Annotated in this window: 11 protein-coding genes; 4 read left to right on the top strand and 7 right to left on the bottom strand. The window is 66.5% G+C overall.

From position 1 onward, the window contains the following. Positions 1–3 precede the first annotated feature (3 nt). Both OG852_RS21790 and OG852_RS21785 read right to left on the bottom strand, forming a co-directional pair. Positions 4–2409, bottom strand: coding sequence for an ATP-binding protein (locus OG852_RS21790; protein WP_166663424.1), 2406 nt, complete (start codon positions 2407–2409; stop codon positions 4–6). A gap of 622 nt (positions 2410–3031) precedes the next feature. After that, positions 3032–3685 carry an Eco29kI family restriction endonuclease gene (locus tag OG852_RS21785; RefSeq protein WP_133910618.1) on the bottom strand — a complete coding sequence of 218 codons (654 nt, stop codon included), beginning with the start codon at positions 3683–3685 and terminating at the stop codon, positions 3032–3034. A gap of 215 nt (positions 3686–3900) precedes the next feature. Here OG852_RS21785 and OG852_RS21780 point away from each other — a divergent pair, with 215 nt between their 5' ends. Together OG852_RS21780 and OG852_RS21775 are read left to right on the top strand one after the other, a co-directional pair. Next, positions 3901–5271, top strand: coding sequence for a DNA cytosine methyltransferase (locus tag OG852_RS21780; protein ID WP_133910617.1), 1371 nt, complete (start codon positions 3901–3903; stop codon positions 5269–5271). 184 nt (positions 5272–5455) lie between these two features. Further along, positions 5456–6076 (top strand): very short patch repair endonuclease, encoded by a 621-nt coding sequence (locus OG852_RS21775; RefSeq protein ID WP_330348749.1) that lies wholly within the window; start codon positions 5456–5458, stop codon positions 6074–6076. Here the strand turns inward: OG852_RS21775 and OG852_RS21770 are convergent. Beyond that, complete coding sequence (locus OG852_RS21770; RefSeq protein WP_133910615.1) at positions 6057–6245, bottom strand: AbrB/MazE/SpoVT family DNA-binding domain-containing protein; 189 nt, start codon at positions 6243–6245, stop codon at positions 6057–6059. The genes OG852_RS21775 and OG852_RS21770 overlap by 20 nt on opposite strands. Positions 6246–6790: 545 nt before the next feature. Between OG852_RS21770 and OG852_RS21765 the strand changes: the two genes are divergently transcribed. Further along, positions 6791–8797 carry an ATP-dependent nuclease gene (locus OG852_RS21765; RefSeq protein ID WP_133910614.1) on the top strand — a complete coding sequence of 669 codons (2007 nt, stop codon included), beginning with the start codon at positions 6791–6793 and terminating at the stop codon, positions 8795–8797. Continuing rightward, positions 8782–10422 carry a UvrD-helicase domain-containing protein gene (locus OG852_RS21760; RefSeq protein WP_330348748.1) on the top strand — a complete coding sequence of 547 codons (1641 nt, stop codon included), beginning with the start codon at positions 8782–8784 and terminating at the stop codon, positions 10420–10422. The genes OG852_RS21765 and OG852_RS21760 overlap by 16 nt, the downstream gene beginning before the upstream one ends. Before the next feature lie 432 nt (positions 10423–10854). Here the strand turns inward: OG852_RS21760 and OG852_RS21755 are convergent, their stop codons facing one another. The 4 genes from OG852_RS21755 to OG852_RS21740 all read right to left on the bottom strand — a co-directional run bounded on the left by OG852_RS21755 (position 10855) and on the right by OG852_RS21740 (position 15096). Further along, positions 10855–12255, bottom strand: coding sequence for a tyrosine-type recombinase/integrase (locus OG852_RS21755; protein WP_443064549.1), 1401 nt, complete (start codon positions 12253–12255; stop codon positions 10855–10857). Positions 12256–12345: 90 nt separating this feature from the next. Beyond that, positions 12346–12549 (bottom strand): helix-turn-helix domain-containing protein, encoded by a 204-nt coding sequence (locus tag OG852_RS21750; protein WP_330348746.1) that lies wholly within the window; start codon positions 12547–12549, stop codon positions 12346–12348. A 121-nt stretch (positions 12550–12670) separates the two neighbouring features. Continuing rightward, positions 12671–14194 carry a DNA primase family protein gene (locus tag OG852_RS21745; protein WP_330348745.1) on the bottom strand — a complete coding sequence of 508 codons (1524 nt, stop codon included), beginning with the start codon at positions 14192–14194 and terminating at the stop codon, positions 12671–12673. Continuing rightward, the gene (locus OG852_RS21740; RefSeq protein ID WP_330348744.1) at positions 14191–15096 is read right to left on the bottom strand and encodes a bifunctional DNA primase/polymerase; all 906 of its coding nucleotides are present in this window, start codon (positions 15094–15096) and stop codon (positions 14191–14193) included. The genes OG852_RS21745 and OG852_RS21740 overlap by 4 nt, the downstream gene beginning before the upstream one ends. Between the last annotated feature and the right edge of the window lie 22 nt (positions 15097–15118).

The raw sequence follows: 15118 nt of genomic DNA, 5'->3' as shown, positions 1-15118 counted from the left end.
GATTCACTCCGAGCGGACGATGTTGTGGTCGAGCATGTCGAAGGTGATCCTGGCCAGCGCCAGCTCCAGCCGGGTCTTCGTCCCCGGTTCGGCCAGGAACTCACTCACGACCTCAAGCGGTCGCACAGCCTGCGCCACCTGGCGGTCCTTGATCTCGTTGTCTGACCAGCCGGCCCAGGAGGTCTTGAACACCGCGCCGTCGAGGAAATCGCCCGGGAAAACTCGTACGAGCGCCGCGATGCCGGCCGTGTCGAGGTACGCCACGAACGCGCCCTCCTTGACCACCGTCGGCCAGTCGAGGGAGGCGTCGGCCCGACCCGCTTCACGCTCGGCGCGGAGGCGAGCGTCCTCAGGGAGGGCAGCCCACAACTCGGCTGCCTTCAGCGGGACGATCGGCTCCATCAGGCCCCGGACTCGGCCGGTCATGGCCTCGGCCCTCTCACGCAGCGCGGACTCGGTGACCCGCTGGTCCGGAAACTGCCGGGTGACGTCAGCGAGGACCGCCGTCACCTTCTGCCCATCGGGTTCGAAGGCGTGTAGTGTCTGCGCGATCTCCACCAGCGCGTAGTCACGCGGGTCGCGCCCGTACTCCCGGAACACCGGGTGCTCGCTGTAGACGTAGACCTCCAGGCTGGTTCCGCGCCCCATCCGGGCCAGGGAAGGAACCTGACGTTCCTGATCATCAAGGAGGGGCACGTGGGTATCAAAGACCGTCACGATCCGCCGCCCCAAGCGAGGAAGGCTCACCTCGCCCGCGAGGTCGAACAGCCGGGTCGAGTCAGCACGGTACCGGGCGAACCGCTGCTCCTCCGTCTCCACCGGCTGTGGCTCGGGCTCAGCCACGGGAGGGACGGGCTGCACCTCACTGTCGGCATCCGTCTGGCCCCCAGCGCCCAGAGGAGTCAAGCCCGTGCGCCCGGACAACGAGCCGCGAGGCCCGGTGGCGCCGGGGGTCGGGCTCGGGGCTCGGCCACCGTTATCGCGAGCCTCGTCGTGGGCGAGTACGGCCGTGAACCAGATCTCGTCCGAGAGGTACTCGGCCTGGCCAGCGTGGAACTTCGCGCCCCAGTCGCGGGCCGCCTCGTGCGTCGCCTTGCTTCCGTCGCCAGGGATGAGGCAATCCGTGCCGGGGCGGTTCTCCTGATACCCCTTGAAGATCTCGCCGAGGTGGGAGGTGTTTGGCGGGTAGCCAAGCGCGGCGGCCTTCTTCGGGCGCATCGGGCCCTCACCTCGCAGGGCTGTCACCGCGTACCGCCACTCGCGGCTCTCACGGTTGAAGTCCAGCTTCTGATAGCCCACCGGAACATGGTCGAGGTGGATCTCGCCTACGATGCGTCCCTGGTTGGCCGGAACCTCCACCGGGTACTCCGGGACGAGGGTGCCGTCGTCCGGGTTCTCCCACGAGAACAAAGAGCGGTCCCCGACCCGGATCTTCCTGCCGTTGCGAAGGAAGTCGATGCCGAAGTCGCTCTCGTGAAGGTACCGCTGGACGCCGATCCAGCCGTGGATACGTCGCTCGCGCAGCTGCAGGTCTTCGCTCTCGCACTGAACGCAACGGTCGAACTCGAGGTCCGGGTTCTGCCAGTGACCACAGTCCATGCAGGCGAGGGCGGGCGCCAGACGGACGTCGACGGGTTTGATCGCCGGGATCTCGCGGCCCTGCCTGGTGACTGTTCGTGATGCCGACCATACGCAGGGGAGCCGGGGCGACACGTTCTTGCCGTTGACCTTGAGCTTGAAGCCGCGCCCAGCCATGGGGCCGTCGGGGACTCCGGGCACGGGGTTCTCACTACGGAGCAGGTAGGAGTACACGCGTCCGAGGTCGGCGCGGATCGCCGCGTGCCGGCGGGGGCGCTTGAGGTCTTCGGCGATCTCGTCCCGGAGGCGGCGGACGACGACCTCCGTGCCGTGCAGCGCGGGATCGTCCTTCGGCTCACGGCGAAGAGGCGACTTGTAGCTGTCGTTGCGGGCGAGCCGCCGCAGGTCGATCTCCACAACCAGCCAGTCGGGGTCTCCCGCGCGGGTCGTCCGTACCTCGGTCAGATTCCCAAGCCGCGCGGTGGCGATGTTGAAGCCCATGCCGAACAGCCCCAGGCTGCCGTAGCGGCGCTTGCCGCTGTAGCCGGCTCGGAGCGCGTTCTGGAGCATCTCGCGGCTCATACCGCGACCGTTGTCGATCACGCTAACGAAGAGGTCTTCGTCGGTCGGCTTCGGAAGAGTGATCCAGACCTCCCGGGGCTCTCCGCGTGTGAGGTCCGGGTCGGTCAGGAAGTCATCGAAAGAGTTGTCGATCAGCTCAGCCATGCACTGCCAGGGCTTGTAGGGGATGTCCCCCAACGCCTCCAGCAACTGCGGCGAGGGCGTGAGGTCGATCTCCTCAAGGGGCGCCCGCTCGGCGTCGGTCGACAAAGTGTTCCTCCTCGATAAATTCGCCAGCATGATCCAGCGGGTATCTGTCAGCTCAACCAAGGCTTACACCACGGCACTGACAATCGAGGGCGGTTCCCCTCCTGATCCGGACAGTCAGGGGGGAGCGCGGTGGCGATGAGGCTCCTCGCCACCCGGGGGCCGAGAGCCCTCACGCCATGGCGACCGATGTGCCACGCATCGCGCCTAGAGAGCCGGGTTCGATTGTCCGCCCCACCTCGTGAGCGCGCGTCCAGCACCAAGCGCCTGGTCAGCGGCCCGGTGATCACAGCGAACGGCGTTGTCGAGCCTCGAATTCGCGGCACTAGTAGGGCCCCTCGACAGGGGGAGGAACCAGGGGCGACGCGTCGCTCGACCCGGGGCCTCTTGCCGCCACGCCTGAGGGGCGTCGGGTGTGCCCTGTTGCGGGCCGCGTCAGCCCGACGCCGCGGCTGGCGCACCCCGCAGATGTGCGGGGGCAGTCTGGGGACAGCAGCCAGATACAGCCGCGATGGCGGCACGAGGCTGGGCGACCTTCTCTGAGGCATCGTGGACGAGGTCATCCAGGGCGGCCTCGTGGCTCGGAGCCAACTCAGCCGTTGATCACCGCCGAAGAACGCCGCTCTCAGGGGGCGTCGAGGTCCAGGAACGTCTCGGTGCTCGGGTGCAACCACGGAAGAGCGTCATATCCGTCGACCCGCCGCTCGATGTGTGCCTTGACCGTCAAGACGAGGGCTTCGACGTCATGGACGACGCCCCCGTGGGTGCGCCGGCGCCCATCATGCACTGTGTCCCACTTGCTCTTCCGGCTCTGCCGGGTCGTCGCCCCCTGCTCCTTGCTGCCGAACCCGGTGAGGATGCTGTTCCACACCGGCTGGTAGCCGACGCGCAGGCCGTTCTCACCCAGATTCGCGTGCACGTCCGGCAGCAGCAGCGCCCGGAACCGGAACTCATCGATGGGGAGGCCGCCTTCGATGATCGAGATCCGGTGCTGCTTGAGGCGGCTATGGAGAGGAAACCGCTCCCGGACCCTTGCCCCGGTGGCGCTGTTGCTAGTGGCTTGCCCTACGTACACGGGGATCTGAAGGCCCGCTAGGGGCAGGTACAGGGCTACGTCGACCCCACGGTAGTAGAGCGCGTACAGCCCGGATCCCTCGAACCTCGGGATCTCCGTAGTCATGGAAACCAGGGGCTGGCGCTCGAAGGTCTCGCAGACGGTGTTCGCGATTTGTTCGGTCGACAGCGGGTCGAACGAAGCGGGCGTGTACTCGGAGGACATGGCTTCCTGATCTACAAGGGCGTGTTTGTGCCGGAGGGGCCGTCGCTGCTCTGGCGCGGCTGCGAATCGGGCTGGCAGCCTTCAACGCCGAAAGACATTCGCCCTGCTCCTTCGGGGTGATGGATCACCACGAACCCTATGGTCTTGCTCACTCTCTGGCGACTCATTCGAGTGAAACAGTCCCATGATCACCAACTCCGCGGTATGGTTCTCGCATGGTTGACCAGCCCAAAAAGACGAAGAAGCCGCGGACGAGTGTTGAGCTGTTCGCGGGCGGGGGTGGCCTTGCCATGGCGGTCCACCAGGCGGGCTTCCGCCCGCTCCTGTTCAACGAGTTCAACAAGCGCGCGTGCGAGACGCTCGTGGCGAGCGCCCGGAAGACGCTGGGCGCGGACGGGGTCGAACGCGTCGAGGATACGAAGCCCGAGCCTCCCAGGCCCGGGCGGCCCGCGCCGCTTTACCCCGGGGACGTCCGGGACCTTGACATGACGGCATTCCAGGGGAAGGTGGATGTCCTGGCCGGCGGCCCGCCGTGCCAGCCGTTCAGCGCCGGCGGCGTCGCCAAGGGCGACGAGGACAAGCGCAACATGTTCCCGGCCATGTTCAAGGCCGTCCGTGAGATCCGGCCCAAGGCAGTCATCTGCGAGAACGTCCGCGGTCTGCGGCGGCCATCCTTCGCGGACTACTTCCAGTACATCCAGAACGAACTGACGCTCCCCTTCGAGAAGCGGGACGACGAGGTCAGCTGGGAATCGCACAATGAGCACCTGCAGGGCATCATCGGCGGGCTCCCCGAGAACGACACCGATCCCGACCATTACAAGGTCGTGATGGTGCCTGTGAACGCGGCGGACTACGGGGTGCCCCAGATCCGTAACCGCATCGTGCTCGTGGCCTTCCGTGCCGACATTCCGGTTGATATCGAGGCATTCGAGAAGTACGTCAACACGCCTCAGTTCTCGGACACCGCCCTGTGGCGCTCGATGCTCGATGAGGACGGACCGTACTGGCGGCGCCACTCGGACGTGACTCCGCGAGCGAAAGAACGGGCGCGTGCGTGGGCTCGGGCCAAGCTGCCGAAGCCGACCAAGGAAGAAGACCCCAAGATCAGGCCATGGCGCACGCTGCGTGACGCCATCCAGGGCTACGGCACCGATGTCAAACTCCCGGCGCTTCCGCCAGTGGACCTCACCCGTCTCGACGAGAAGTTCGACTTCGGCAAGGAGATCGGCGTCGTCGACCACATCGGCTGGCCGGGCGCGCGTATCTACCAGGGGCACACACCGAACGAGCTCGACAGGCCCGCCAAGACGGTCAAGGCCGGCGTGCACGGTGTGCCCGGTGGAGAGTCCGTCGTGCTGCTCGACACTGGTTATGCGGACCGCACATCACCGGACGGGTGGACCCATCATCACCGCTACATGACGGTTCGGGAGACGGCTCGGGCGATGACATTCCCCGATGAATGGCTGGGCTCCGGCCCCCGCGGGGAGCAGATGCGCCAGCTCGGCAACGCCGTCCCGGTCGTTCTCGGTGAGTTCTTCGCCAACGCCGTCGCCGACGCCCTTTCAGCGGCTGGACACTGAGGTCATGCAGGAACAACGGGCCGGGGGGCACTGGAAGGAACAACTTCCCCCGGAGCGGGCGTACAAGCGGCGCGCTGGTGCCGTGGCACCAGCGGTGGAGCAGGACCGCGCGGCCGGAGGTCGCGCCCGACGCAATGTCGCGCTAGGGGACGGCCGCCTCGCGCGGGCTTCGATCAGCTTGCGGTTGTACCGGCGGACGCGGCGCATCCGGGCGTATCTGCGCTGGTCGAAGGATGGCAAGACTCAAGAGAGGTACGTCTGCGAGGTTGAGCACGCGTCCAGAGGCGAGAATCTGGCGGAGGCGTGGCAACGCGCGAAGGACAGAGGACTGTTGGCGGTGGAGACACTCCCGCCCGAGTCAACCGCCTCCTCGCCTGAGGTCCGGGCTGCCATGCGTGCTAACCGCGGCAAGGACACTGGCCCCGAGCTGGCGTTGCGGAAGCTGCTCTATCAGCGCGGACTGCGCTATCGAGTCAACGCCAGGCCGCTCGTCGAGATCCGCCGCAAGGCGGACTTGGTCTTTCCCGGTGACCGCGTCGCGGTCTTCGTCGACGGCTGTTTCTGGCATGGCTGCCCCGACCACTACCGCCCGGCGGTCAAGAACGCGGACTTCTGGCGAGAGAAGATCGACGGCAACCGGGCCAGAGACGCCGAGACCAACGAGAAGTTGCTCGCAGCTGGGTGGAGAGTGATCCGAGTCTGGGAGCACGAAGATCCGACCCGGGCCGCAGACGAGATCGAGCAACAGCTCCGGCGGTGGCGAGCCGCCGGAGTCCGGCGGGGTGCTACAGCGGCCGGCCGCTGAGTAGGTCCGTGATGCTGTCCTCCAGACGTCGAAGGACGATCCTGCCGTCACCCTCGCTGAACGCCAGCAGGGTCTCACCAGGATTGATTCCGGCCTCGGCGAGGATGCTCATGGGCAGGGCGACGGTACCGTGCTCGTCGACGACGACTTCGGACGGGGAGCGGATCATTGGAGGAGTCCTTCATCCGGGGGCGCTACTGAATCTCTAGCTGGTTGGTGGGATCGGTCCCGGTCATTCGTAGGCTCGGGAGGCCGAGAGGCCGGGTGTGGCTGGCAATTTTATGAGGCATGGAACGCCTGCCAAGTGATCTTGTCGGGGACGATCTCGACTCCCGCGTTCCCTGTGGTGCCGGGCGGTCGTGCTGATTGGAGCAAGGACTGTCGGGGATCTCGGCCGCCGCTGTTTCAGCTGCCTCCGGGCCCTCTCGACCTTCGCCCAGCCAAATCCACAGCCGGGGGAGCCGCGCCGTACTGCGCCCCGGCCACTCTCGGTGTCCTGGACTTCCCTCTTCTGTCACGGCGAGCCGTCCGCAGTGCCTGGGAAACCCGCGCCCGGCGATTTTCGGGCGGGGCCAGTCACCCTAGCCGTCGAACATATGATCCACTTTTGGGGAAGCGCGGATCTGGGCTCATGGTGTGCCTGATACTGCATCAAATCGGTGCGCCTGCTGGGTCGGTGCGGCAGGCTAGGGGTGGAACAGCTCGGGAGAGCCAGTGCAGCTGACCTGTGCCAAAGTGACGAACTTCCGCGCGCTGCAGGACGTAGAGGTGAAGATCGACAAGAAGGCCACGCTCGTAGTGGGCCGGAACAACAGCGGCAAGACGTCCTTTGCCAACCTCTTCGACAAGTTCTTCGGCAGCGACGACAGCAAGTTTGTACTGGAGGACCTGTCCGTCAGCAAGATCAAGGGGATCAAGTCGGCCGTGGAGGCCTACCGCACCGCCCGGGCCGTTCCGGAGGACAGCAGCGAGACCCGCGAAGAGCAGTTGAAGGCAGCGGAAGAGCTCATCCCTGCCATCAGTCTGCAGGTCGTCATCGCCTACACCGTGGAGGACGACCTCGCCTTGTTGTCCGGGATCATCCTGGACCTGGACGAGGATTGCCTGGAGGCCCGGCTCGAAGCGGTCCTGAGTGTGAAGCGGCCGCGCGACCTTCTCGAGCAAGTGGACGCTGCCCTGACCCGGCAAGGCCCGGCCTTTGACTGGGGCAAGTTCCTCCGCAAGAACTTTTCCACCTTCTACGCCCCTTCCTACTGGGCGGTCTCTGCCCTGGACCCGAACGTCCGCCGGGAGATCACGCCGGCTGCGGCGCGCAGGGTGCTGTCGGTAAAGTCCATCCACGCCCAGCCCCGTATCGACGACGTCCCCGCAGACCGGGCCCGCACGTTGTCCAAGACCTTCGAGAGCTTCTACAAGGCGAACAGCGCCGACGAGGAACGCAATCAGAACATTGAGGGCATCGAGCAGGCGCTGGCCGTCGCTTCAAAGGACATCGACGTCAGCTACGGCCTGTTGTTCCGACCCATCCTCGACGAACTGCGGACCTTCGGTGTGGGCACTATCGCTCCGCTGCAAACGCCGGAGATCATCTCGCTGATCGAGTCCGGGGATATTCTCCGCGGCAGCACCCGCATCCAGTACGCCTCACCTGGGAGCGACCATCCGCTGCCTGAGGGGCACAACGGCCTCGGCTACAGCAAGCTCATCAGCACTGTGGTCCAGGTCATCGGCTTTTACCACGCCTACCTGCGCTTGAAGCCCCGACCGGCCCTACAACTGCTCTTCATCGAGGAACCCGAAGCCCACCTGCACCCCCAGATGCAGGAAGTCTTCATCAGCAACATCAACCGCCTCTTGGAGAGGGAAGAGTGGGCCGTCCAGGCGGTCCTGACCACCCATTCCTCGCACATTGTCGCGAGTAGCGGTTTTGGTGCCGTGCGCTACTTCGACTGCAACGGTCCCGCCCTCAAGGTCAAGGACCTCTCCGACTTCGAGCACACCACCAAGCAGCAGACCAACGGGAAGACGACCCTTCAGTTCCTCGCCCAGTACATGCACACGCACCGCTGCGACATGTTCTTCGCCGACCGCATCATCTTGATCGAGGGAACCGCTGAACGGCTCCTCCTCCGCGCCATGATCAGCAAGTGTGCGCCTGAACTGGCAAACCAGTACATCTCGATCATTGAGGTCGGCGATGCATACGCCGCCCGGTTCAAGACTCTCCTGGAGTTCCTCGGCGTCCCGGCGCTGGTAATCACCGACCTCGACTCGGTAGACCCCGCCACCAAAAAACGCTGCGCGCCCGACACCGGCGGTGCTCTCACCTCCAATGCCACCCTCAAGGATTGGGTGCCGAAGCTCAGTGAGGTCAAGGCGCTCCTGCAGGCCCCGGCAGAGGCGAAAGTCTGCGGGAACGTACGCGTCGCCTACGAGATGCCGGAAGCGGACGGGGGGCCGTGCGGGCGCAGCTTCGAGGACGCCATGATCATTGCCAACGCTGACATGTTCGCCCGCAACCTGGGCACCCTGGCCCTCAAGAACGCCTTCACCAGCGAGGTCGGCATCATGCCGAGCCCCGAGGCCATCGCTGCCGCCGCCTTCCCCATCGCCGAGCGACTGAGCCGCAAGAAAACCGACTTCGCGTTCGACATGGTCCTCACGGAGGGCTGGACGGTCCCCCGCTATATCCGGGAAGGCCTGCAGTGGCTGATGAGGTAGAAGTCCGCGAAGGTATCCGCGCCGCCCTCGACGCCCGGAGCAACTTCCTCGTGGAAGCCGGGGCCGGCGCCGGCAAGACCACGGCCCTGGTGGAAGCCCTTCTCTACCTGCTCAACACCCGGCGGTCCGCCCTGGAACAGGCCGGTAAGCAGATCGCCTGCATCACCTACACCAACGTGGCCAAGCACCAGATCAAGCAGCGCATCGCTGACGACCCCCTGGTGTACGTCGGCACGATCCACGAGTTCCTGTGGAGTCTGATCCAAGATCATCAGCGCGAACTGCTGGACGCTCTCATCGAGTACAACCAAGGCTTGCCGCGCCCCCAGGACATGGCAGAACTCGCTTCCGGCCTCCGGATCGAGTACCAAGATCGGGGCCGGCGCTTCGCCGACGGGAAAATCTCCCACGACGAGGTCCTCGCGCTCGCATCCGCACTGATCGGCTCTCACTCCAAACTCGCGAGGATCATCGCCCACCGCTACCCGGTGGTCTTCGTCGACGAGTACCAGGACACCTTCTCTGCCACCGTCACCCTCCTCTTGGACCACATCGCCACGGCGACCGGACCCGCCTGCACCGTCGGCTTCTTCGGCGACTCCATGCAGAAGATCTACAACACCGGCGTCGGCGCCCTGGAGCGGGACGACCTGATCACGCTCACCATGCATGGCAACCACCGCTGCGCGAAGCCGATCGTCGACGTCCTGAACAAGATCCGACCCGACTTGATCCAGCAACCGGACCCCGACAAAACTGCAGGCGAGGTCCGCCTGATCCTCAAGCTGCCCGGCGCTGAGGACGAGAACCCGGTCCAGCGGGCCCGGACAGTGCTCGACACCTGCGGCTGGCCTGCGACGGGGGTCAAGTACCTGAGCCTGACGCACCGCAGCATCGCAGCCGCTCATGGCTACCCCAACCTCCTCCAGCTTTACAGCAAACGAGGGAGCCACGGGAGGGACGACCTTCTGGAGGGAACCGAGCCTTACGCCCAGTTCATGAAGAGCATCGAGGAGCTGTGCGCCGCCTACGAAGCCCAGGAGTACGCCCACCTCACTTCCCTGCTCGGCACAGGGCCTCTCACCATCCGCAAGCACTCGGACAAAGCCAGGATCAACGGCATACTCCAGGAGATCACCGCCGTCCGGGCCACGGGCACCGTTGGCGACGTCCTTGACGCCGTTACCCGCGCCAAGCTGATCACTCCGCCGGGCAGGGTCAAATCCATTGAACGCACCATCGGCGCGGAGGGCCTCGACGAACGTGCCCAAAGAGACGCCGACTTCGCGGCTGGCCTGCGCGCTATCAAATACCAGGAGGTTGTCCGTCTCACCGAGTACCGCAACGAGCTCACCCCCTTCTCCACCCAGCACGGCGTTAAGGGCGACGAGTTCGAGAACGTCGTGGTCATGATCGACGACAGCGCATGGAACCAGTTCAACGTCGACCGCATGCTCACCGGAGACGACCACCGCAAGGAACGAGCCTCCCGCTCCCGCAACCTCTTCTACGTCTGCTGCTCCCGGGCCGTCAGGCGCCTAGCGGTCGTCTTCGTGACTCCGCTCAGCCCGCCCAGCGAAGCAGTGGCACGGCAATGGTTCAGCGGCGCTACGGTCCACGACTAATGCTCTGACCGCGCAGCGCCGGCCGGAGTAACCTGCGATCACCCGTTCACGGTGCATGTTGGAACCCGGGGTGGTCAGGGTGCTCAGCAATGGTGGTGAAACGGCTTGTAGAGGTCCGACAGCGACCGGTGCTCGTCGCTTGGAACGGGGTGACCTGGCGCAGCCAGCTCAACTGAGGTCGCGCCGGTGGGCCGCTGGCAGCTCCACCGGTGGACAGCCGGTGGACAGACGCCTTTGGACGGTGCAACACAGCGCGGCACAGGCCAACCTGCCGCACGTGCTCTGATCAGGAAAAACGTCACCACGCAGCACGACGAGGTACCAGGCAACACGAACGCTCATGGTCTCGTAATGCGTAGGTCTCGGGTTCGAATCCCGAAGGCGGCTCTTTCTAAGCCCAGCCCAGACAGTGTCTGAGCTGGGCTTTCTCGTTCAGCGGATGCGGCGACGGCGTTGTGCGCGGGCCGTGCGGCTGTCCCTGGTCTCAATGCTGGTCTCAACGGACGGTTCGGGGCGGGGCTCCGGCTGCGGCTCCGGGGCGGGTGCCGGGCTGGGCATGAAGGTATTGCCCATGCGACGCATGGCGTCCTTCGACAGGTGTGAGCGCCCCTTCACGTACCGGCGGGTCTGACTGATCTGGGTGTGCCGGAGTATCTCCATGATCGTGGGCATGTCCACCCCGAGTTCGTTCAGGATCGTCCCGGCGGTGTGGCGGCTCCCGTCGTACAGGCGCCGGTCGTCGATCCCGGCTTCCGCCAACAGTTCCTTGAACTCTTCCCAGTCCTGCCGCGGGTCGAGGGGACGGCCGTCCGGGCGGGTAAAGACCAGCTTGGTTTCCTCCCACGCGTCGCCAGCTGCGGCGCGCGCTTTCTGCTGCTGCGCCTGGTGCTCGCGCAGGTAGGGGATGAACGGCGGCGGGATGGGTACGGCGTTCCGGCTCTTCTTGGTCTTGGGGCGTGTGAAGACCAAGCCGCCGCCCTTGCGGTCGGGGCATGCGCGGGCATGGCCTGTGCAGCCCTGCGGGCACGGCTTCGGGCAACCGCGCTTGTAGCCCTTGTGGGTCCGGCAGTCCGGCGGGCAGGGCTCGAACCGGTGGAACTTGGTGCCGCACGCGTGCGGGTCCTCGCAGCCGTGGCGCCACGTCAGCCGCTGTAGCTGCCACTCCGGGCGGAAGAGTTCGTTGTCGAAGTCGACGTACGGCCACCTCAGACCGAGGGTCTCGCCCTGCCGGAAACCCATGCCGACACCGACACACCAGCGCATGAACGTGGGGCGCTTCGCGGCGGCTCTCAAGAACGCCTTTGCCTCTTCCGTCGTGAACGGGTTCGCCTCCGTCTCGTCGACCGTGGGCGGGTCAACGAGGGTGGCCACGTTCTCGACAACGAGGCGCCGGCGGTGAGCGATTTTCAGGGCACGGGACAGGATGCGATGCACCTTCAGCACGTGTGAGGGTGCGTGGCCCTCGTCGAGCATGACGCGGTACATCCGTTCCAGGTGCTCCGGCTCAAGCTTGTCGAGACGGTGTTTGCCGATGCCGGGCACGATGTCGTTCCTGGTCTTGGACCAGTAGTCATCCAGTGAGCGCGGCTTGAGCTTCAGGGATGCGATGTCGGTGAGGTAGGTGGTCATCCACTGCTCTACGGTCGGCTTCCGGCCTGCCTTGGGGGCGCGTGCCTTGTCCCGCAGGTCCTCCAACTCGCGGACCTTGCGCTTCACTTCGGTTTCCGTCCGGGCCCGGCGGTGGCGCCGGTCGGGGCTGCCGTCGTCCTTGACTCCCATGGTGACGCGACCATGCCACCAACCGTCATTGCCCTCGTAGACGGACGACTCCATGTTCGGCTTCTTGGGGCGGGGGCTCATGTGCTCCTCTGTGCAACAGAACGGCTCCGGGCACGGTGCCCGGAGCCGAGTGGGGTGAGGTGATCAGGCTGCGGCCGGTTCGAGGGCGTTGACGTACGCCTCCAGGTCGCTGCGGCGGATGCGGCGCGAGCGACCGCGCTTGACGTAGATCAAGGCGCCTTCAGCCATGAGTTCGTAGACGGTTGAGCGGCCGAAGCGGAGAACCTTGGCGGCTTCTTCCGGGGTGTAGAGCAACTGATCGGTGGGCGACTCGATGGCGGTACTCATCGGCGCGTACCTCCGTGGCGGGACGGCTCCGGGCCGGAACAGGGTTGGGGTGACATTGCTCTGAGCCGCGACTCACCGCGACTCAGAGCGTGCTGCCGGGGGCGGTCTGAGTCGCGGTGAGTCACGACTCTGGCTGATGTGGTTCGGAGGGCCTGAGGGTGATGCCGGCGTAGATGGCCACCTGTCGGCCGTAGGCGTCCCGGGGGCGGGTGCGGTTGAGCTGGGGGACGACGGAGAGGAGGTTGCGGCCGAACACCTGCTTTGTGCCGGGCTTGACGCCGTTGTCCTCTGCCCAGTCCCGCCAGACGCTCCACAGCGTGTCTACGGGGATGGTGCACGTCGGGCCGGTGGTGCAGCGTTCGCGGATGAACGCGCTGGTGGGGGATGCGGTGTCGCGCATCGTGATGACCGCTTCTCGGCTGGATTTCGGCTCGGTGATCCGCCCGGTGCGCTCCAACCGGGCCAGTCCGTCAAGGGCCCAATTGAGGATGCCGGGCATCTCTGCGGCGAGCTTGTCGGTGAGGGTGGTGTCTTCCTTGCCCAGCCACGACACGGTCATGTTGAGCAGGACGAACCGGCGGGCGATGACGCCGGATGAGTCGCCGAAGTGCGGCAGTTCGTTGGACAGGATCATCAGCCGGGTAGGCAGCTTGCCGGTCCAGGGCTCGCGGTACTTGCGGTCGATGTCGATCGTGTCCTCACCAGAGATCGTCAACAGCCGCTCAACCACCTGACTGTTGTCGTTCCCGGACAGGCGGGCGTCGGAGATGACCGCGAGCGGCTTGCCCAGCAGGGTGGACAGTCCGAAGTTCGTGCCGAGTCCGGCGAGCGTGGGGCCGGCGAGGTTCTCTTTGCCGACCAACTCTTTGAGGACGCGGGCGATCGTGCCCTTACCGGAACGCGTCGGGCCGACCATGAGCAGAATCTTCTGTTGGTCGGTGCGGCCGGACAGGACGTAGCCGAACCATTCCTGTACGGCGTGGATGGCGTCGGGGTCGTCGGGCCAGAGCTGGGCCAGGAAGCGTTCCCACGTCGGTGCGGTGGCGGCGGGGTCGTAGGTGAAGGGGACGGACACGAGGTTGAAGAATCCGGGACTGTGCGGCAGCAGTGCGCGGTCACGGATGCGCAGCAGACCGTTCTCACACGCCACGATCGGGCCGCCGTCCGGCTCGCCGTCGCGGTCGATCCACGCGGGGGCGTCGGTGTCGGTGGGCAGCAGAGTGATCGCTCCGAGCGCGTCAAGAAGGTTGCTGATCTTCTGCTTCGTCGGTGCCCAGTCGCGTTCCTCGGGCTGCCCGTCCTTGCCCGGTGCCTGGTAGGTGGCGTGTTCGAGACGGGTGTACATGTGGGCGCGCATCTGCGCTTCGTCCATCTCGCGCCAAGATGTGCCGGTCCACCGCATCCACGATGCGCGCCAGCGGCGGCAGACAAGCTGTCCGTCCTCGGTCTGCCAGTCCGGCAGCAGCCGGCGGGCGACGGCGAGCGGGTTGGAGGGCGCGGGCAGCTCTTCCGCGCGCGGCTCAGAGCGAAGGGCAGAAGGGACGCCCTTGCGGGCGGCGCCTGCCGACTCGCCCACGGCCGTGCGTGCTGCGGGCTGTGCGGCGTCCTTCGGGCCGTTGTCGGGGGTGTGGGGCCTTTGCGTCATGCGGTGGCTCCCTGGCCGGTGTTGAGGCCGTTGGTGACCGCGCGGCGGGCGTACGCCTCCGGGACGCCCACGGCGACGGCGGCGGCCACGATCTCTTCCCCGAGCGCGGCGAGTCCGCAGGGTCCCGGGCAGGCGGTGTGCTGTACGGCGAGGAACCGCGCGGCGCCGAACGCTTGTGATCCGGCGCCGGATTCGGTGCGGGCGCGTACGAGGGTCAGACCGCGTGCCAGGCCGGTGCGCACGAAGCGTTCGTTGTGGCGGCATCCGGTGGCCGCGTGGCGGTCCCAGGTGGCGCGGGGGAGGGAAGACACCACCTCTGCGCGGGCGGGGGTGGTGTCTTCCTTCGCGGTGAGGGCGCGGACGGCCGACGGGAGTTCGAGCGTGCGGCCGGTGCCGGTGCCGAGCCATCGGGCGTACTGCATGTGCGATTTGATGTCGACGCCGGGCCGGACGGCGTTGGCGGAGCGCATCACGCCGCGGTAGATCCAGTGTTCGCCGCGGGTGGTCGGCACGGTGCGGGTGGCGGGCAGCTGCGCGCGGGCCCATGCGATGGCGGCGGGGTTGTCCAGGTCGACGACGGTGACGCCGGCGCCGCCGGGGTGGTAGCCGACGCCGTGCGCGTGCTGCCAGGCGTGGGCCCATGCGGGGGAGGTGAGGACGTGGGGGTCTGTGGTGGCGGCGGCCCATCCGTGGCACGGTGCCGGGCACTGGCAGGGGCCCGCGTTCTTCATGTGGGGCCGGTCGCCGCATGCACTGTTCTTGCAGTTCGGGCAGTTGCCGAACGGCCGCTTTCCCGCGCGCAGGGGGAACGTCGGTACGCCGTGGGCGGCGAGTTCCAGCGCGATGCGCAGGGCTTCGGGCGGGGCGATTCGGGCTCGCCGAAGGGGGGTGGGTTGGGTCATGCTGGGTGTCTCCGGTCCTGTT

The organism is Streptomyces sp. NBC_00582, assembly GCF_036345155.1.
Taxonomy (GTDB): Bacteria; Actinomycetota; Actinomycetes; order Streptomycetales; family Streptomycetaceae; genus Streptomyces.
The sequence above is the reverse complement of the archived record's forward strand: the minus strand, read 5'-3'. Positions and strand labels throughout refer to the sequence as shown.